General features: G+C 73.3%; 16 protein-coding genes and 2 tRNA genes. 15 read left to right on the top strand and 3 right to left on the bottom strand.

The window, feature by feature from the left end:
* Window positions 1–45: 45 nt before the first annotated feature.
* The 9 genes from FHR78_RS13300 (at window position 46) to FHR78_RS13340 (ending at window position 11,028) form a co-directional block, all read left to right on the top strand.
* A complete protein-coding gene (locus tag FHR78_RS13300) occupies window positions 46–669 on the top strand; it encodes an FMN-binding negative transcriptional regulator (protein ID WP_166761010.1) in 624 nt (207 codons plus the stop codon).
* The gene (locus FHR78_RS13305; RefSeq protein ID WP_166761011.1) at window positions 666–2,165 is read left to right on the top strand and encodes an amidohydrolase; all 1,500 of its coding nucleotides are present in this window, start codon (window positions 666–668) and stop codon (window positions 2,163–2,165) included. The genes FHR78_RS13300 and FHR78_RS13305 overlap by 4 nt, the downstream gene beginning before the upstream one ends.
* Window positions 2,166–2,394: 229 nt before the next feature.
* A complete protein-coding gene (locus FHR78_RS13310) occupies window positions 2,395–3,990 on the top strand; it encodes a peptide ABC transporter substrate-binding protein (protein ID WP_166761012.1) in 1,596 nt (531 codons plus the stop codon).
* A complete protein-coding gene (locus FHR78_RS15695; protein ID WP_347878212.1) occupies window positions 3,987–5,405 on the top strand; it encodes a M14 family zinc carboxypeptidase in 1,419 nt (472 codons plus the stop codon). The genes FHR78_RS13310 and FHR78_RS15695 overlap by 4 nt, the downstream gene beginning before the upstream one ends.
* Window positions 5,402–6,331, top strand: a complete 930-nt coding sequence (locus FHR78_RS15470; RefSeq protein WP_347878213.1) for an ABC transporter permease — start codon at window positions 5,402–5,404, stop codon at window positions 6,329–6,331. The genes FHR78_RS15695 and FHR78_RS15470 overlap by 4 nt, the downstream gene beginning before the upstream one ends.
* Complete coding sequence (locus FHR78_RS13325) at window positions 6,328–7,227, top strand: ABC transporter permease (RefSeq protein ID WP_166761013.1); 900 nt, start codon at window positions 6,328–6,330, stop codon at window positions 7,225–7,227. Before FHR78_RS15470 ends, FHR78_RS13325 begins: the two co-directional genes overlap by 4 nt.
* Window positions 7,228–7,247: 20 nt before the next feature.
* Window positions 7,248–8,675, top strand: coding sequence for a serine hydrolase domain-containing protein (locus FHR78_RS13330; protein ID WP_347878214.1), 1,428 nt, complete (start codon window positions 7,248–7,250; stop codon window positions 8,673–8,675).
* Between the two features lie 104 nt (window positions 8,676–8,779).
* Window positions 8,780–9,346, top strand: a complete 567-nt coding sequence (locus FHR78_RS13335; RefSeq protein ID WP_166761014.1) for a GbsR/MarR family transcriptional regulator — start codon at window positions 8,780–8,782, stop codon at window positions 9,344–9,346.
* Entirely contained in the window at window positions 9,346–11,028 is a 1,683-nt protein-coding gene (locus FHR78_RS13340) for a dipeptide ABC transporter ATP-binding protein (RefSeq protein WP_166761015.1), read from the top strand. Before FHR78_RS13335 ends, FHR78_RS13340 begins: the two co-directional genes overlap by 1 nt.
* Window positions 11,029–11,171: 143 nt before the next feature.
* On the opposite strand, the gene FHR78_RS13345 is transcribed toward FHR78_RS13340, so the two are convergent.
* On the bottom strand, window positions 11,172–11,663 hold the full coding sequence (locus tag FHR78_RS13345) for a Dps family protein (protein WP_166761016.1): 492 nt from the start codon (window positions 11,661–11,663) through the stop codon (window positions 11,172–11,174).
* Window positions 11,664–11,844: 181 nt separating this feature from the next.
* On the opposite strand from FHR78_RS13345, the gene FHR78_RS13350 reads away from it, so the two are divergent.
* Both FHR78_RS13350 and FHR78_RS13355 read left to right on the top strand, forming a co-directional pair.
* Entirely contained in the window at window positions 11,845–13,251 is a 1,407-nt protein-coding gene (locus tag FHR78_RS13350; protein ID WP_166761017.1) for a sensor histidine kinase, read from the top strand.
* Between the two features lie 4 nt (window positions 13,252–13,255).
* The gene (locus tag FHR78_RS13355; protein WP_347878215.1) at window positions 13,256–13,921 is read left to right on the top strand and encodes a response regulator transcription factor; all 666 of its coding nucleotides are present in this window, start codon (window positions 13,256–13,258) and stop codon (window positions 13,919–13,921) included.
* Window positions 13,922–13,969: 48 nt separating this feature from the next.
* Here FHR78_RS13355 and FHR78_RS13360 read toward each other — a convergent pair whose 3' ends face one another.
* Window positions 13,970–14,755 carry an SGNH/GDSL hydrolase family protein gene (locus tag FHR78_RS13360; protein ID WP_166761018.1) on the bottom strand — a complete coding sequence of 262 codons (786 nt, stop codon included), beginning with the start codon at window positions 14,753–14,755 and terminating at the stop codon, window positions 13,970–13,972.
* A 224-nt stretch (window positions 14,756–14,979) separates the two neighbouring features.
* Window positions 14,980–15,050, bottom strand: a tRNA-Gly gene (locus FHR78_RS13365).
* Between the two features lie 150 nt (window positions 15,051–15,200).
* Between FHR78_RS13365 and FHR78_RS13370 the strand changes: the two genes are divergently transcribed.
* From FHR78_RS13370 to FHR78_RS13385, 4 genes are all read left to right on the top strand, one after another.
* Window positions 15,201–15,273: transfer RNA gene (locus tag FHR78_RS13370), tRNA-Pro, on the top strand.
* 62 nt (window positions 15,274–15,335) lie between these two features.
* Window positions 15,336–16,658, top strand: a complete 1,323-nt coding sequence (tig, locus tag FHR78_RS13375) for a trigger factor (protein WP_166761019.1) — start codon at window positions 15,336–15,338, stop codon at window positions 16,656–16,658.
* A gap of 177 nt (window positions 16,659–16,835) precedes the next feature.
* On the top strand, window positions 16,836–17,423 hold the full coding sequence (locus FHR78_RS13380; RefSeq protein WP_166761020.1) for an ATP-dependent Clp protease proteolytic subunit: 588 nt from the start codon (window positions 16,836–16,838) through the stop codon (window positions 17,421–17,423).
* 37 nt (window positions 17,424–17,460) lie between these two features.
* Complete coding sequence (locus FHR78_RS13385; protein ID WP_166761021.1) at window positions 17,461–18,123, top strand: ATP-dependent Clp protease proteolytic subunit; 663 nt, start codon at window positions 17,461–17,463, stop codon at window positions 18,121–18,123.
* Window positions 18,124–18,249 lie beyond the last annotated feature (126 nt).

Raw genomic sequence — 18,249 nt, forward strand, 5'->3', positions numbered from 1 at the left:
GTGACAGCTTTCAACGCAGGCTGAAACCTGTGCCAGGGTGGCACCATGCGGCACACCCCCACGTTCGTCCTGACCGACGTCGACGAGATCAGGCGGCTCGTCCGCGAGAACCCGTGGGCGACGATCGTGTCGCACACCGCCGCCGGCCTCGTCGCGTCGCACTACCCGGTCGTGCTCGACGAGTCGGGCGAGCAGGGCGACGACATCGTGCTGGTCAGCCACGTGGGGCGTCCCGACGAGCGCGCCCACGAGCTCGGCGAGCACGAGGTCCTCGTCATCGTGCAGGGCCCGCACGGCTACGTCTCGCCGGGCTGGTACCCGGCCGAGCAGATCATCCCGACCTGGAACCACGTCACGGCCCACCTCTGGGGCACCCCCGAGATCCTGTCCGACGACGAGAACTTCCGGGTGCTCGGCGAGCTCGTCGACCACTTCGAGCGGCCGATGCCGCAGCCGTCGACCCTGACCCTCGACGAGGAGGGCTCCCGGCGCGTCGCGAAGGGCACCGTCGGCATCCGGCTGCGCGTGACCCGCTTCGACGCCCGCGCCAAGCTCAGCCAGAACAAGGCGCCCGAGGTCGTCGACCGCATCGTCGCCGAGCTCGAGCACGGCGAGCACTACGCCCACCCCGCCCTCGCCGCCGAGATGCGACGGGTGCGCGACCGATGACGGGCGCAGGGGCCGAGGAGGCGCGGCGCACGCTCCTGACCGACGCGCGTCCCGCAGGCGGCGGCGAGCGTCCCGTCGACCTGTTGATCGACGGCGGACGCGTCGTCGGGGTCGGGCCCGACCTGCCCGCCGCCGGGGCCGACGTCGTCGACCTCGAGGGCCGGTGGGTCGCGCCGGGGCTGTGGGACTCCCACGTGCACATGGACCAGTGGGCCCTCGTCCGCCAGCGCCTCGACCTGTCGAGCGCACGTTCGGCCGCGGAGGTCGCCGCCCTCGTGGGGGAGCGCCTCCGCTCGTCGCCGCCGCCCGCGGGGCAGTCCCTCGTCGGCTACGGGTTCCAGGACGCCCTCTGGCCCGACGCCCCCGACCGCGCCCTGCTCGACGCCGTGAGCGGCGACGTGCCCGTCGTGCTCGTGAGCAAGGACCTGCACGCGGCGTGGCTCGACTCGAGGGCCCTGCGGGAGCACGGCCACGCCGACCACCCCAGCGGGCTGCTCCGCGAGCAGGCCGCGTTCGACGTGAACACGGCCGTCAGCGCCGTCTCCGAGCAGCAGCTCGACCTCTGGGTGGCCGAGGCGGCGGACGCCGCGGCGGCACGCGGCGTCGTCGGCGTGGTCGACCTCGAGATGACGCTCTCGCTCGACCGGTGGGCCTGTCGGGTCGCCGCGGGCACCCGGGCGCTGCGCGTCCGCGCGGGCGTCTACCCGGCCGACCTCGACGCCGTCGCGGCCCTCGGCCTGCGGACCGGCGACCCGGTGGAGGGCACGGACGGCCTGGTCACGGTCGGCCCGTTCAAGATCATCACGGACGGGTCGCTGAACACGCGCACCGCCTGGTGCCACGACCCGTACCCGGGGCTGGAGGGCGACCCCGCGGCGCGGGGGCTGCCCACCTACGAGGCGGACGAGCTGGTCGCCTGGCTGCGCCGCGCCTCCTCGGCGGGTTTCGTGCCCGCGGTGCACGCCATCGGCGACGCGGCCAACTCGAGGGCGCTCGACGCTCTCGAGGAGGTGGGCTGCGGCGGCAGCATCGAGCACGCCCAGCTGCTCGACCCGCAGGACGTCGCCCGGTTCGCCCGGCTCGGCATCGTGGCCAGCGTCCAGCCGGAGCACGCCATGGACGACCGCGACGTGGCCGACCGGCACTGGAGCGGCCGGACCGGCCGCGCCTTCGCCCTCGAGAGCCTGGTCGAGGCGGGCGTCGTGCTGCGGCTCGGCTCGGACGCGCCCGTGGCGCCGCTCGACCCCTGGGTCGCCGTCGCCGCCGCGACCTCCCGGTCGCGCGACGGCCGCGAGCCGTGGCACCCGGAGCAGCGCATCGTCGCGTCGGCGGCGCTCGCCGCCTCGACGGACGGGCGGTCGTCGGTCGAGGCGGGCTCCGCCGCCGACCTCGTCGTGACGGACCTCGACCCCCTCGCGGCGTCGGACGCCGAGCTGCGGGCGATGCCGGTCTCGGGGACCCTGCTCGCCGGCCGTCGGACCCACTGGACGCTCTGAGGTCCCGCCCGAGCCGGCCGGCCGAGCCGTCCGCCCGGGCCGACGGCCGCGAGCCGGGCGACGGTGTTTCCCCGGTGTTTCCGACGCATGAAGGTTTCAGAGAACACTGAAACTTCTGAGCCCAGGGTCTTCCGCTGGTGGGCACGAGGTCCCTAGCGTGGCGTCAAGCCGTCTCGTCACGGCCTCGGAGCGCACCACCCGACCGCCCGCACCGGGCGCAGGAGGACCCATGAGAGCCACCCGTACGACCCTCACCGTCACCGCCGTCGCCCTGCTCGCGGTCGTCCTCGGCGGCTGCGCCGCGGGCGGCGACGCCGCCGGGGACGACGGGGGCAGCTCGTTCGTCTACGCGACGGGCGAGCCGGACCACCTCACCCCGGGCCGCCAGACGGTCGCCTTCACGCAGGTGCAGAGCCTGTTCGCGCCGCTCGTGTCGGTCGACGCCGACAACGAGATCACCTACGTGCAGGCGGAGTCGGTCGAGTCCGACGACAACGTCACCTGGACCGTCTCTCTGCGCGACGGCTGGACGTTCCAGGACGACTCGCCCGTCACCGCCCAGAGCTACGTCGACGCCTGGAACTACACGGCCACCGCCGCGAACGCCTTCGAGAACAGCGGCCAGCTCGCCGCCGTCGTCGGCTACGACGAGCTGAACCCCGTCGAGGGCGAGCCCACGGCCACCGAGCTGAGCGGCCTCGCCGTGGTCGACGACACGACGTTCACCGTGCAGCTCTCGCACGCCGACAGCCAGTTCCCGCTGCAGCTGAGCCAGGGGCAGACGGCCTTCTACCCGATGCCCGAGTCGGCCTACGACGACATGGACGCCTACGACCGCCAGCCGGTCGGCAACGGGCCCTACGAGATGACCGAGCCGTGGGTCGACGACGCCGAGTTCACCGTCGCCCGGTGGGATGACTACCAGGGCGACGACGCGGCCGAGGTCGAGCGCATCACCTACCGCAGCTACAGCGACCAGAACACGGCCTACACCGACGTGCTCGCCGGCAACGCCGACGTGCTGTTCCTGCCCGCGTCCAAGATGACCTCGGCCGAGGCCGACTTCGGCGACCGGCTCTGGTCGTTCGACGCCCCGGGCATCGACTACCTCGGCTTCCCGTTGACCGACGAGCGCTACTCGGACGTGCGGGTGCGGCAGGCGATCTCGATGTCGATCGACCGCGACGCGGTGAACGAGGCCGTGTACGGCGGCCTCTACGAGCCCGCCACCGCCTTCACCCCGTCGGCGATGGAGGGCACGCCCGAGGGGCTGTGCGGCGAGTTCTGCGAGTTCGACCCCGACGCCGCCCAGGAGCTGCTCGCCGAGGCCGGCGGCTTCGACGGCACGATGGAGATCGTCTACCCCGGCGGCAGCGGCCTCGACTCGCTCTTCGAGGCGTACGCCAACCAGATCCGGCAGAACCTCGGCGTCGACGACGTCGTCGCGAAGCCGAGCACCGACTGGGCCGAGTACTACCAGGGCCTCGTCGACCGGACCACCGCCGGGCCGCACTTCGGCCACTGGGGCGCCCTGTACGTCAGCCAGCAGAACACGCTCCGGTCGCTGTTCACCGAGGCCGGCGGCTGCTACGACTGCACCTGGTACAGCTCGCCCGAGGTCGACTCGCTGCTCGACCAGGCCGACCAGGCCGCCACCCCCGAGGAGGCGACGGACGCCTACCGCGCCGTGCAGGAGCGGGTGCTCGAGGACTTCCCGGTCGCCCCCACCTTCTCGGACAAGTACTCCTACGTCACGAGCGAGAAGATCGCGACGATGCCGCAGTCCGCCGGCAGCCCGATCGTGCAGGGGATCACCCTGAAGTGACCCTCCACGACAGCGTGACCCGCACCTCCTCCGCCGTGGTCGGCTCGACGGACGACATCGTCCGCCGGGCCGGCGCGGTGCCCCCGCTCGACGGGTTCCCGACCCTCGACGAGCTCGCCGCCCGCTTCGCCCGCATCGAGCGCGACGCGCCCGGGCTGATCTCGAGCCGCCGGGTGGCGACGAGCCGCCTCGGCGAGCCGATCACGATGTACACGATCGGCGCCGGGGCACGGCACCACCTCGTGGTCGGCGGCGTCCACCCCAACGAGCCGATCGGCTCGTGGACGGCCGTGCACCTCGCCGAGACGCTCTGCGCCGACGACGAGCTGCGCGACCGGCTCGACGCCACCTGGCACGTGGTGCCCAGCATCGACCCCGACGGAGGCCGCCTGAACGAGGCCTGGTTCGCCGACCCCGGCGACCGCGGCCGGTACGCGCGCGGCTTCTACCGGCCGGCGCCCGACGAGCAGGTCGAGTGGACGTTCCCCACCTCGCACAAGGCGGCCTACTTCGACCGTGTGATGCCCGAGACGCTCGGGCTCATGCGCCTGATCGACGAGCTGCGACCCGATCTCTACGTCAGCCTGCACAACGGCGAGATGGGCGGGGTCTACTACTACCTCTCCCGACCGGTGCCCGAGCTCACCGAGGCGCTGCACGCGGTGCCCGCCTCGCTCGGCCTGCCCCTCGACACGGGAGAGCCCGAGTCGCCGTTCCTCGAGCGCTACGCGCCGGCCGTCTTCGGCACGGGCACCATCGCCGAGGCGTACGACTACCTCGAGTCGCTCGGCGTCGACCCCGCCGCGGAGATCGCCGGGTCGTCGTCGAGCGAGTACGCGAGCCGCTGGGGCACCCTCGGCCTCGTGGCCGAGCTGCCGTACTGGAAGCACCCCGACGCCGACGACACGTCGGCGACGGACGAGTCGTACGGCGACCTGCTGCGGCGCACGGGCGCGCAGATGACCGCCACGGGCGAGGCGCTCGCCGACCTGCTGGCCCGGGCCGAGCCCCTGCTCACCCTCGCGACGCCGTTCCTCCGTGCGTCGCGGGCGTTCGTCCCCATGCTCGTCCGGGCGGGCGCCGTCGACCGCGTGCGCGCCGACGAGCCCTCGTCGGCCCGTGCGGCGACCGTCGCCGAGCGCTTCTCGTGCGAGGACCTCGTGCACTGCTTCCGCCTTCGCTACGGCGGCATGCTGCTGCGGGCGCTCGAGGCCGAGGCGGTCGCGGGCACGGCCACGGCCCCGCTGCGCCGGCTCGCCGCCGAGGCCGAGGCCCTGTGGTCGGGCTGGCGCGACGCCGCGGCCGCCGCCGACGGCGCCGAGGTCATCCCGATCGCGAGCCTCGTCGGCGTGCAGTACGGAGCGGTGCTCGCCGCCGCCGTCCACCTCGCCGACGCGCCGGGGGAGCGGCCGTGAGGACGGCGCTCGCCGTCGTCGAGCGCGTCGGCGGGCTCGCCGTCGTGTTCGTCGGCGTGACCTTCGTCATCTACGCCATGGTGTTCGCCCTGCCCGGCGACCCGATCCGGGCGCTCGGGGGCGACCGGCCGCTGAGCGACGCGGTCGTGCGCGCGCTCCGGGCCGAGCACCACCTCGACGAGCCGCTCTGGCAGCAGTACACCCGCTACGTCGGCGGGCTGTTCCGCGGCGACTTCGGCACCACCTTCTCGGGACAGTCCGTCGCCGGGCAGATGGCCGCGCGGTGGCCCGTCACCGTGACCCTCGCCCTCTCGGCGTGGCTGCTCGAGATCGTCGTGGGCATCGGCCTGGGCGTCGTCTCCGCCCTGCGGCGCGGCACCCTCGTCGACCGGGCGATCCTCGGCGGCACGATCGTCGCCAGCGCGATCCCGGTCTTCGTGGTCGGCGTCACGCTGCAGCTCGTGTTCGCGGTCCGGCTCGACCTGTTCCCCGTCGCCGGCGTGACGACGGGCTGGCCCACCGCCTACGTGCTGCCCGCCGTGGTCATCGCCCTCTTCGGCCTCGCCTCCGTGTCGCGGCTGACCCGCTCCTCCGTGCTCGAGAACCTCAGCTCGGACCACGTGCGCACCGTCCGGGCCAAGGGCCTGAGCCCCCGACGCATCGTGGGGGTGCACGTGATGCGCAACTCGCTGATCCCGACGGCGACGTTCCTCGCCACCGACCTCGGCTACCTGCTCGGGGGCACCGTCATCGTCGAGGGCATCTTCAACCTGCCCGGCGTCGGCAACCTCCTGTTCGGCGCCATCCGCAGCCACGAGGGCGCCACCGTGGTCGGCATCTCGACCGCGCTCATCCTCGTGTTCCTCGTCACCAGCCTGGCGGTGGACGCGATCCATGCCCTCCTCGACCCGAGAGTGCGCCGATGACCGAGCTGGTCCCCGCCCCCGCCCCCGTCGCGCCGGCCCTTGCCGGGGGTCGACGCCGCCCCCTGCGCCGCGCGGTCCGCCGCCCCGGCTTCGTCGTCCCCGCCGCGGTCGTCCTGCTGCTCGTGCTCATGGCCGTGCTGCCGGGCCCGATCGCCGGGCTGTTCGGCAACGGCGACCCGCGGGTCTGCGAGCTCGGCCTCAGCGGGGCCGACCCGCGGGCCGGGCACCCGTTCGGCTTCGACCTGCAGGGCTGCGACGTCTGGGCCAACGTCGTCCACGGCACCCGCGCCTCCTTGGCGGTCGGCCTGCTCACCACGGTGCTGTCCGTCGTCGTCGCCGTGGTCGTCGGCACGGCCGCCGGCCTCTGGGGCGGCGTGGTCGACGCCGCGCTGTCGCGGCTGACGGACGTGTTCCTCGGGTTCCCCCTGCTGCTCGGCGCCGTCGTCGTGCTCAACAGCGCCGGCGAGCGGTCGGTCGTCACCGTCTCGCTCGTGCTCGCCCTGTTCGGCTGGCCGACCATGGCGCGCCTCGTCCGCGGCTCGGTGCGGTCGGTCCGCCAGGCCGACTTCGTGCTGGCGGCCCGCACCATGGGGCTCTCGACCTGGCGCATCGTCACCCGCTACGTGCTGCCGAGCTCGCTGTCGCCCGTGCTCGTCGTCGCGACGATCACGGTGGGCGGGGTCATCGTCGCCGAGAGCTCGCTGACCTACCTCGGCATCGGCCTCGAGGCCCCGGCCATCTCGTGGGGACTGCAGCTCTCGGCAGCGTCCGGGCAGTTCCAGAACGCGCCCCACCTCCTCGTGTTCCCCGCCCTGTTCCTCGCGGTGACCGTGCTCAGCATCATCAGCCTGGGCGACACCCTGCGTGCCGCCCTCGACCCCCGCCGTCAGCAGTGACGCGCGACCAGGGAGGACCCGTGACCACCGTGCCGCTCGCCGCCGACGCCCCGCTGACCGAGGCCCAGGCCGACGACCTGAGGGCGGCGCTGCCCTACGTCGACTCGTGGCTCGCCTACCGTCGGTGGCGCGAGCGGGTGCCCGGGGTGCAGGCGGCCGTGTGGTTCGACGGCGCGCTGCAGCTGTCGACGGCCCACGGCCTGGCGGACGAGGAGGCGGGCGTCCCGTTGACCACGGAGCACCTGTTCCGCATCGCCTCGCACTCGAAGACGTTCACCGCCACGGCGGTGCTGCAGCTCGTCGAGCGCGGTGTGCTGCGGCTCGACGACCCGGCGGGCCGCTGGGTGCCGCGCCTGGCCGAGGCCGGCTCGCGCCTCGCCGACGCCACCCTGCGCGAGCTGCTCGAGCACGGGGCCGGGGTGATCCGCGACGGCCTCGACGGCGACTACTGGCAGCACGGCCGGCCGTTCCCCGACGAGGCCGAGCTGCTCGACATGCTGCTCGACCGGGGCGACAAGGCCGCGCCCGGCGACGGCTTCGGCTACAGCAACCTCGGCTACTCGCTGCTGGGCCTGGTGATCGAGGCGGCGACCGGGCGCTCGTACGGCGAGCAGGTCACCGAGACGATCGTGCGCCCCCTCGGCCTCACGCGGACCGGCCCCGAGTGGGACCCGTCGCGGGCGGACGAGTACGCGGCGGGCCACAGCGGCCGGCACGTCGCGCAGACGAGGGTGCGGCTCGACCACGTCGACACCCGGGCGATGGCCGCCGCCACCGGCTTCTACGGCACGGCCGACGACCTCGTCGCCTACTGCTCGGCGCACTTCGACGGCGACGACCGGCTGCTCGGGGCGCACAGCAGGCGGCTCGCCCAGCGGGAGGCCTGGCAGTCCGACCCGGACGACCCGTCGTCGGCGCACTACGGGCTCGGCTTCGTCGTCGACCGCGTCGGCGGGCACCGCGTCGTCGGCCACTCGGGCGGCTACCCCGGGCACATCACCCGCTCGCTGTTCGACCCGGCCCTCGGCCTGGCCGTGTCGGTCATGACCAACGCCGTCGACGGCCCGGCGACCGCGCTCTCGTCGGGGGTGCTGCGACTGCTCGACCTCGCGCTCGAGCCGGCGCCGGCGGGCCTGGCGACCCGCGCCTCCTCGGCGGGGCTCGACCCGGCCCGCTTCACCGGTCGGTTCGCGGGCGAGTTCGGCATCGTCGACGTCGCTCTGCTCGGCGAGAACCTCGTCGCCCTGCACCCGGCCGGGCCCGACCCGGTGGCGGGCGCGGACCGGCTGAGGGTGGTCGGCCCGACCGAGCTGCTCGTCGCGCGGGGCAACGGCTTCGGCGCGGTCGGCGAGACCATGCGCTACGAGTTCGACCCCGAGGGGCGGGCGACCCTGCTGCGCGGAGCGGGCGGCATGAGCATGCGCCCCGTCACGGAGCTCGCCGGATGACGACCGATCTAGGCTGGCCCCCGACCGCCAGCGCCGCCGCGAGCGCTGTCGCCAGCCCTGCCGGCAGCCCCGCCGGGACGGCACCCCACGGATCGGGAGAACCCATGCCGAGCGACGACCAGACCGCCCCCGCCAGCACGACGACCGGCGCCTCCGACGGGGCGCGCCGCGACTTCGTCGAGCAGTTCGCGGTCATGTGGGAGATGGCCGGGTCGGCCCTCATGGACGGCCGCATCCTCGGCTACCTCATGATGATGCGCGAGCCCTACATCTCGTCCGCCGACCTGGCCGCGGCGCTGAGCGCGAGCGCGGGGTCCGTCTCGATGTCGACGCGGCGGCTCGTCGAGGCGGGGTTCATCGCGCGCCACGTCGTGCCGGGCGACCGAAGCCACTACTTCCGTGCCGAGGACGACGTCTGGGGCAGCTGGCTCGCGGGCGAGCGCCGCTACCTCGACCGCCAGCGGGTCACCATCGAGCAGGGCCTCGCCGTCGTCGACGCGGCCGACCCCCGGGACGAGGAGGTGCGGCGCCGCCTCGTGAACGGCCGCGACTACATGGCCTGGGTCTCGCACCACCACCGCGCGATGCTCGCCGACTGGGAGGCCTTCAAGGCCGACCGCGACGGGGCACCTGCCTCCGACGATGCCCTCGACCCGCCCCGGGAGACCTGATGACCGACACCGTGCTGAGCGTGCGCGACCTGACCGTGCGGTTCGACGTCGACGGCGAGGAGCAGGTCGCCGTCGAGGCGGCGACGTTCGACGTCCGTCGCGGCGAGGTGCTCGCCGTGGTCGGCGAGTCCGGCTCGGGCAAGAGCGTGAGCTCCATGGCGGTGCTGGGTCTGCTGCCGGCGAACGCGACCGTGTCGGGGTCGATCCGGCTCGACGACGACGAGCTCGTCGGCCGCTCGGAGGCCGGGTTCCGCCAGGTGCGCGGCGACCGGGTCGCGATGATCTTCCAGGACCCGACGGCGGCGCTCGACCCGGTCTTCACGGTCGGCTACCAGATCGAGGAGGCGGTGCGCCGGCACGACGGCTCGCTCACCCGGGCGGCGGTGCGGGCCCGCGCCGTCGAGCTGGCCGCCAGCGTCGAGATCCCGGACCCGGCGTCCCGGCTGCGGATGTACCCGCACCAGCTGTCCGGCGGCCAGTGCCAGCGCGTCATGATCGCCATGGCGCTCGCCTCCGACCCGGACCTGCTGATCGCCGACGAGCCGACCACGGCCCTCGACGTGACCGTGCAGGCCGAGGTGCTCGACGTGCTCCGCCGTCTGCAGGCCGGCTCCGGCACGAGCATCCTGCTCATCACGCACGACATGGGCGTGGTCGCCGACCTCGCCGACCGCGTGGTCGTCATGCGCTCCGGCCGCGTCGTCGAGACGGGCGACGTGGGCGACCTCTTCGCCTCGCCCACGGCCGAGTACACGCGCGACCTGCTCGACGCGGTGCCCCGGATGGGCGACCGGGCGACGGCCGTGCCGCGTGCCGAGGCCGGGTCGGCCGCCGCCGCCTCGGGCGACGCCGCCGCCGCCGACGCGGGCGCCGCGCCGGCCCTGGCGGTGCGCGGCCTCGTGGTCGAGTACGGCAACCGCATCGTCGGCCGGTTCCGCGCCGTCGACGACGTCAGCCTCGAGGTCGCCCGCGGCGAGATCCTCGGCCTGGTGGGGGAGTCCGGCAGCGGCAAGACCACCATCGGGCGGGCGGCCGTCGGCCTCGCCCCGGTCTCGTCGGGCAGCGTGCTCGCCACCGGCGTCGACCTCGCCTCGGCGTCGCGCCGGGAGCGGGCCGCCGTCCGGGAGCGCGTCGCCATGGTGTTCCAGAACCCCACGACGTCGCTGAACCCGCGCTACAGCATCGCGCAGACGGTCGCCGAGCCCCTGCAGGTGCGGCGGGGCCTGCGCGGCTCGGAGCTCACCGACCGGGTCGACGCCCTGTTGTCCGACGTGGGCCTGGGCGGGGCCTGGCGCGAGCGGTACCCGCACGAGCTCTCGGGCGGGCAGCGTCAGCGCGTCGCCATCGCCCGGGCGGTGGCGCTCGACCCGGAGCTGCTCATCGCCGACGAGCCGACCAGCGCCCTCGACGTGTCGGTGCAGGCCAGGGTGCTCGACGTCTTCCGGTCGCTGCAGGACCGCCTCGGCTTCGCGTGCCTGTTCATCAGCCACGACCTGGCGGTCGTCGACTCGCTCTGCGACCGCATCGCCGTGCTGCGCACCGGTCGCCTGGTCGAGGTGGGCGACCGGGACGCGATCCTCACGGCGCCCTCGGACGACTACACCCGTCGGCTCATCGCCTCGGCGCCCGTGCCCGACCCCGTCGAGCAGCGCCGCCGGCGGGAGGACCGCCTGCTCGCCTGACCGCCGGGTGGTCGACCGCCCGGCGGAGGGCGGCACGTCCGTCCGGCGGAGGGCGGGCGGCGGTCCGGACGGCGAGGAGGCCGCCGCCCCTAGGGGCGACGGCCTCCGTCGTGGCGCGTCGGGCGCCGGCGTGCGGCCTCGGCTCAGCCGGCGACGTGCGCGGCGAGGAACCAGCGGTCCTTCTCGAGGCCGCGCGAGATCTCGATGGCGACGTCCTGGCTCGAGGCGTCGAGCTCGCCGAGCTCGTCGATGGCCGTGCGGACGGCGACGAGGGAGGCGTCGATCTGGGCCACCAGCTCGGCGATGGTGCGGTCGATCTGGTTGAAGCCGGGCGAGGTCGTGGGGATCGCGGTCTTGGCGGCGACGGTCTCGATACGGGCGTCGACCGGCAGGCCGAGGGCGACGACGCGCTCGGCGGCGAGGTCGGCCCACTCGCGGGCGTGGTCGACGACCACGTCGATGAGCTCGTGCACGGCGACGAAGGCGATGCCGCGGACGTGCCAGTGCGCCTGCTTGCCGTTGACCGACAGGGCGGTGAGGTCGGTGACGATCGGGCTGAGGAACTGGGCGACGCCGGCTGCGACGTCGGGGTCGACGGAACCCTGGGGGACGGTGATCGTGGTGGCGTCGGTCATGGCGATGTCCTTTCCTAGACGGTGGATGCAACGCTAGCCAGCTGAGGGGATTCCGCAAGCAAGCTGAGGCTCGGCTCACCGAGGGGAGGCTGGCCTCACCTGTCGTCGGGGGGACAACCCCACCACGATCCCGGGCGCTGGCACCATGGGACGAGGCCCGCGCCTCCGCGAGGCTCGACACATGACCCAGGAGAGCACCATCAGCGCCCCCGCGAACCCCTACCTCTCGCCGCCGCCCCCGCCCGGCGGCTACCGGCGGCGCTGGCGGTCGCTGCCCCGTGAGCTCGGCTACGTGGCGCTGTCGGCCGTGCTGGTCGTCGTCATCGGCGGCTTCGCCTCGCTGTTCTTCCGGTCGCTCGGCCGGGCCGACAGCTCGGTCGGGGGGTTCGTGTTCCTGGTCGTCGTCGTCTTCGGCAGCCTCTGGCTGGCCCGCTGGTTCGGCACCTTCGAGGTGATCCGGCTCCGCTGGGCCCTCGACCGCCCGGTGCGCCCCGTCGACTGGACGCCGAACACGGCCTGGGGCCGGTCCGAGAACCGGTTCGCCCGTGCCCTGTCCGTCTTCGCGAACCCGCACTACTGGCTGTACCTGCTCTACGCCGTCGTCGTGTTCCCGACGGTGGCCGCGGTCACGACGGCCGTCCTGGTCGCGCTCGTCGCGGGGCCGGGGCTGCTCTTCGTCTTCGGGGGCGTCGTGGTCGGCAGCGTCCGCGACGAGACCCTCGGCCTGGCGACCGCCTTCGGCAGCGGCGCGGGGCTGCTGCTGCTGCTGCTCGGCGCGGTCGTCCTGACCGGCGTGGTGCTGCTGATCCCGTACGTCGTGCACGGCTTCGTGGTGATGCACCACGCGATCGCCGCGGCGATGCTCGGCGGCTTCCGCAGCGACCAGCTCGCCGTCGAGCTCGCCGACCGCGAGATCTCGCGCACCGCGGCCCTGTCGGCCGAGGGCACGGCCCTGCGCCGCCTCGAGCGCGACATCCACGACGGCCCGCAGCAGCGGCTCGTGCGGCTGCAGATGGACCTCGCCGCGGCGGCGCGGGCCGTCGACGCCGACCCCGAGAAGAGCAAGGGCCTGATCGAGGAGGCGCGGGTGCAGTCCCGCGAGGCCCTCGAGGAGCTGCGCGCCCTCTCCCGCGGCTTCGCGCCTCCTCTGCTGCTCGACCGCGGGCTGGTCCCCGCCCTCGAGTCGCTCGTCGACCGTGCCGTCATCCCGACGACGCTGCTCAGCCGGGTCCCGGCCCACGTCGCGCTGTCCGGCGACATCGAGCGCAACGCGTACTTCATCGCCTCGGAGCTCGTGACCAACACGGGCAAGCACTCGGGGGCGGGCTCGGCCGACCTCGTGCTGCGCACCCGGACGGCGCCGGACGGCCACGGCACCCTGCTCGAGCTGGTCGTCACCGACGACGGGCACGGCGGCGCCGGGCTGCGCGACGGCCACGGCCTCGCCGGCGTGCAGGAGCGACTCGTCGGCCTGGGCGGGTTCCTCGACATCTCGAGCCCTCCCGGGGGCCCGACGATCGTCACGGTGAGCATCCCGCTCGGGGCCGACCCCGCCGGCCCGGCGGCCCCGGCGCCCTCCGTAGACTGACGGGGTGACCGACCCCTCCTCGACCCCGGCCCTGCGCGTCGTGGTGGCCGACGACTCCGTGCTGCTGCGCGAGGGGCTCGTCCGGCTGCTCGACGAGATCGGCGCCGTGGTCGTCGGGGCGTACGGCGACGCGGAGTCGCTGCTGGCCGAGCTCGACGCGACGTCGCCGGACGTCGCCGTGCTCGACGTCCGGATGCCGCCCACCCACACCGACGAAGGGGTCCGGGCCGCGATCGAGGCGCGGCGCCGCCGCCCCGACCTGGGCATCCTGCTGCTGTCGCAGTACGTCGAGGTGGCCTACGCCCGTGACCTGCTCGAGGCGGGGAGCGGGGGCGTGGGCTACCTGCTCAAGGACCGCGTCGCCTCCGTCGACGAGTTCGGCGACGCGCTCGGCCGGGTCGCCGACGGCGGCACCGTGCTCGACCCGCAGGTCGTCTCGCAGCTGCTCGGCCGGCGCAGCGACCCGCTCGAGGCGCTCACCCCGCGCGAGCGCGAGGTGCTCACCCTGATGGCCGAGGGGCGCACCAACGCGGCCATCGCCTCCGCACTGGTCATCGGCACGGGTGCCGTCGAGAAGAACGTGACGTCGATCTTCCAGAAGCTCCTGCTCGAGGACAGCGGCAGCGACCACCGCCGCGTGCTCGCCGTGCTCGCCTACCTGCAGCGCTAGGCGCGCCGCCGGCCCGGAGGCACGGCCGGAGCCTGGCGGTGCGTCTCGTCAGCTCGTGGCGGGGTCGACGGCCGGGTCCGCCGCCGGACCGGCCTGCAGCAGGTCGTCGCGGACCCCGCCGACCTCGAGGATCGTGCCGCGCAGGGACTCGCCGAGCCGCTGGTAGCCCGCGGTCGTGGGGTGGATGCCGTCGGGCGAGGTGCCGGGCGCGAACACGAGGCCGTCCCGCGCGAAGCCCCACGGGTCGGTCCAGGTCCAGCCCCGCTCGTGGACGAACCGCTCGAGGGCACGCTGGTAGACGGCGGCGGCCGCGGGGGAGCGGTCGTACGGCGGGATGGCGGCGACGACCACGTGGCGCGGCGCGATCGTGGCGACGACCGAGTCGTACGACGCGGCGGACTCGGCGAAGCCGATGCCCTTGCGCACGTCGTTCGTGCCCGACATGAGCACGAGCACGTCGACGTCGGCGACGGGGGCGACGGCCGCGGCCTGCTCCTGGACGGTGCTGCCGCCCTTGGCCCACCCGCCGACCCACTCGACGCCGTCGCCCTGCGCGTAGGTCATCCACGTGTCCGCGTCGAGGCCGTCGCTGAGCAGGCGGCCGCCGCCGGCGGTGAGCGAGTCGCCCACGATCGCGACGCGCACGGCGCCGTCGGAGTCGGCGGCCGTGCCGCGGGCGGTGCCGTCGACCGGCGCGGCCGACGCGGCGGCCAGCGGGGCCCCGGTCGGGGCGGAGCCGGGGGAAGCGGTGGTCACCGGCACGGTGCACCCGATCGTGAGCAGGGCGAGCGCCGCCCCGACGAGGGCGGCCCGGACGACCGTCGCGCGTTCCATCCTCAGATCATGGGCCATCCGAGGAGGTGCCCCTTACCACGTCTGCCCCGAAGCGCACCCCCTCTTCGGGGCCGCAGTCACGTCGACCTCCAGGATCTCTGCACGGCACCGCGAGCACGACGAGAGAGGGAGACCCCGGCGCCGGACCCCACGAGCAACCTGAACCGCAGGAGTCATTCAAGGCGCCCCCCGGCGCCGGACGCCGGAGGCGTCGAACGAGTACGAGGGGATGACGGGAATCGAACCCGCGCCATCAGTTTGGAAGACTGAGGCTCTACCATTGAGCTACATCCCCGCAACGGCCAGGGCCGCATGGGTGCCCTCAACTATAGAGCATGTCGCCGACCGGTCCAGCGCGGGCGCCTCCGTGGTCGGCTAGACTCCTCCGAGGCTCGCTCCACCCGACCTCAACGGGACCAACGGGGCCGCCGAACAAGGTGATATGCGGGGCGTAGCGTAGTGGCTAGCGCGTCCGTTTTGGGGGCGGAAGATCGCAGGTTCGAGTCCTGTCGCCCCGACGATCGTCTACCTGCTGTCTCGGACGTGAGTTCAGCACCACCAACACAGGAGAAGCCCCACATTGGTCCAGACCACCGTTGAGAAGCTCAGCCCCACGCGCGTCAAGCTCAACATCGTCGTCAGCCCTGACGAGCTCAAGCCCAGCGTCACGCACGCGTACGGCCACATCGCGGAGTCGATCAACATCCCCGGCTTCCGCAAGGGCAAGGTGCCGCCGCCCATCATCGACCAGCGCGTCGGTCGTGAAGAGGTCCTGAACCACGCCGTCAGCGAGAGCCTCGACAAGTTCTACCGCGAGGCCGTCACCGAGACCGAGATCCGCGTGCTCGGCCGTCCCGAGGCCGACGTCGTGTCCTGGCCCGACGTCAAGGACTTCTCGGGCGACCTGACCATCGCCGTCGAGGTCGACGTGCGTCCCGAGTTCGACCTGCCCGACTACGAGGGCATCGAGCTCACGGTCGACTCGGTCGAGATCAGCGACGACGAGGTCGAGGAGGAGCTGTCCAACCTCCGCACCCGCTTCGGCACGCTCGTCACGGTCGACCGCCCCGCGACCACCGGCGACTTCGTCCAGATCGACCTCACCGCCACCATCGGCGACGAGACCGTCGACACCGCCCAGGGCGTGTCGTACGAGCTCGGCTCGGGCGAGCTCATCGAGGGCATCGACGAGGCCCTCGAGTCGCTCACCGCCGACGAGAGCACCACCTTCGAGTCGAAGCTGCTCGGCGGCGACCGCGAGGGCGAGACCGCCCAGATCGCCGTCACCGTCACCGCCGTGAAGGAGCGCGAGCTCCCCGAGGCCGACGACGACTTCGCCCAGATCGCCAGCCAGTTCGACACCATCGACGAGCTCAAGGGCGACCTGAAGGAGCAGCTGGCCAAGTCCAAGACGTTCGGCCAGGGCGCCCAGGCGCGCGACCAGGTCGTCGAGAAGCTGCTCGAGGCCGTCGAGATCCCCGTGCCCGAGAAGCTCGTCGAGGACGAGGTGCACCGTCACCTCGAGCAGGAGAACCGCCTCGAGGACGCCGAGCACCGCACCGAGGTGACCGAGAGCAGCGAGAAGGCCTTCCGCAACCAGATCCTCCTCGACGCGATCGCCGAGAAGGAAGAGGTCAAGGTCGAGCAGGACGAGCTCACCCAGTACCTGATCCAGGGCGCCGCGCAGTACGGCATGGAGCCCGGCGAGTTCATCAAGGTCCTCGACCAGAACGGCCAGATCCCGGCCATGGTCGGCGAGGTCGCCCGCAGCAAGGCGCTCGCCGTCGTGCTGTCGAAGGCCAAGGTCGTCGACGGCGAGGGCAAGGAGGTCGACCTGTCGGCCTTCACCGCCACCGCGGGCGTCGGCGGCGACGACGACCACGAGGGTCACGACCACGCGTGAGCTGAGCTGACGCGTCGCTGACGTCGAGAGGGCCGGGTGCTGCTGCACCCGGCCCTCTCTGCGTCCGGGCCCGGCGCGCCTCGCGCCGGGAAGTTATTGCCGTGGGCGAACAGCCCGGAACCCGTGCCCCGCAGCGGATAGATTCGACGACAAGCGACAACGAATGGGAGCACCACCATGGCCGACGTGACACTGCCCAACAGTGTTTTTGACCGACTGCTCAAGGACCGCATCATCTGGCTCGGTTCCGAGGTACGCGACGAGAACGCCAACGAGATCGCAGCGAAACTCCTGCTCCTCGCCGCTGAGGACAGCGAGAAGGACATCTACCTCTACATCAACTCGCCCGGCGGGTCGATCACGGCCGGCATGGCGATCTACGACGCGATGGAGTTCGTGCCGAACGACATCGTCACCGTCGGGATCGGCATGGCCGCCTCGATGGGGCAGCTGCTCCTGACCGCGGGCACCAAGGGCAAGCGCTACATCACGCCGAACGCGCGCGTGCTGCTGCACCAGCCCCACGGCGGCTTCGGCGGCACCAGCTCCGACATCCAGACGCAGGCCCAGCTCATCCTCTCGATGAAGCAGCGCCTCGCCGAGATCACGGCTGCCCAGACCGGCAAGACCGTCGAGCAGATTAACGAGGACGGCGACCGCGACCGCTGGTTCACCGCCGAGGAGGCGCTGGAGTACGGCTTCGTCGACCACATCCGCGGCTCGGCCACCGACGTCGTCGGCGGCGCCGGCACCGACCAGGCCTAGTCCTCCCGATTCGTCAGCAGAGAAAGAGACAGTGTTCATGGAACTCCCGATGATGGGCGGCGCGGGCCGAGTGCAGACCCCCAGCTCCCGATACATCCTCCCCAGCTTCGAAGAGCGCACGGCCTACGGCTACAAGCGCCAGGACCCGTACGCCAAGCTCTTCGAGGACCGCATCGTGTTCCTCGGCGTGCAGGTCGACGACGCGTCGGCGGACGACATCATGGCCCAGCTGCTCGTGCTCGAGAGCATGGACCCCGACCGCGACATCACGCTGTACATCAACTCGCCCGGCGGCTCGTTCACGGCCATGACGGCCATCTACGACACGATGCAGTACATCCGCCCCGAGATCCAGACGGTGTGCCTCGGCCAGGCGGCCTCGGCCGCGGCGGTGCTGCTCGCGGCGGGCCAGCCCGGCAAGCGCCTGGCGCTGCCGAACGCCCGGGTGCTCATCCACCAGCCGGCGACCGGCGGCAGCGGCGGCGGCCAGGCGTCCGACATCGAGATCCAGGCGGCCGAGGTGCTGCGCATGCGCACCTGGCTCGAGGAGACCCTCTCGAAGCACTCGAACAAGTCGCCCGAGCAGGTGAACCGCGACATCGAGCGCGACAACATCCTCGGCGCCGAGGAGGCGCTGGCCTACGGCCTCGTCGACCAGGTGCTGACGTCGCGCAAGAACCAGCCGGCGCTCACGCGCTAGCAGGTCGCGCGCCGCGTGCGCGACGGAGCCCCGGGCGGAGACGCCCGGGGCTCCGTCGCGTCAGGGGGGCTGTCGCGACCGGGGAGCGTCGCGTCCGGGGACCGCCGCGGGCGGGCCTGTCGCGGG

It is taken from the genome of Frigoribacterium faeni (assembly GCF_011761235.1).
Taxonomy (GTDB): Bacteria; Actinomycetota; Actinomycetes; order Actinomycetales; family Microbacteriaceae; genus Frigoribacterium; species Frigoribacterium faeni_A.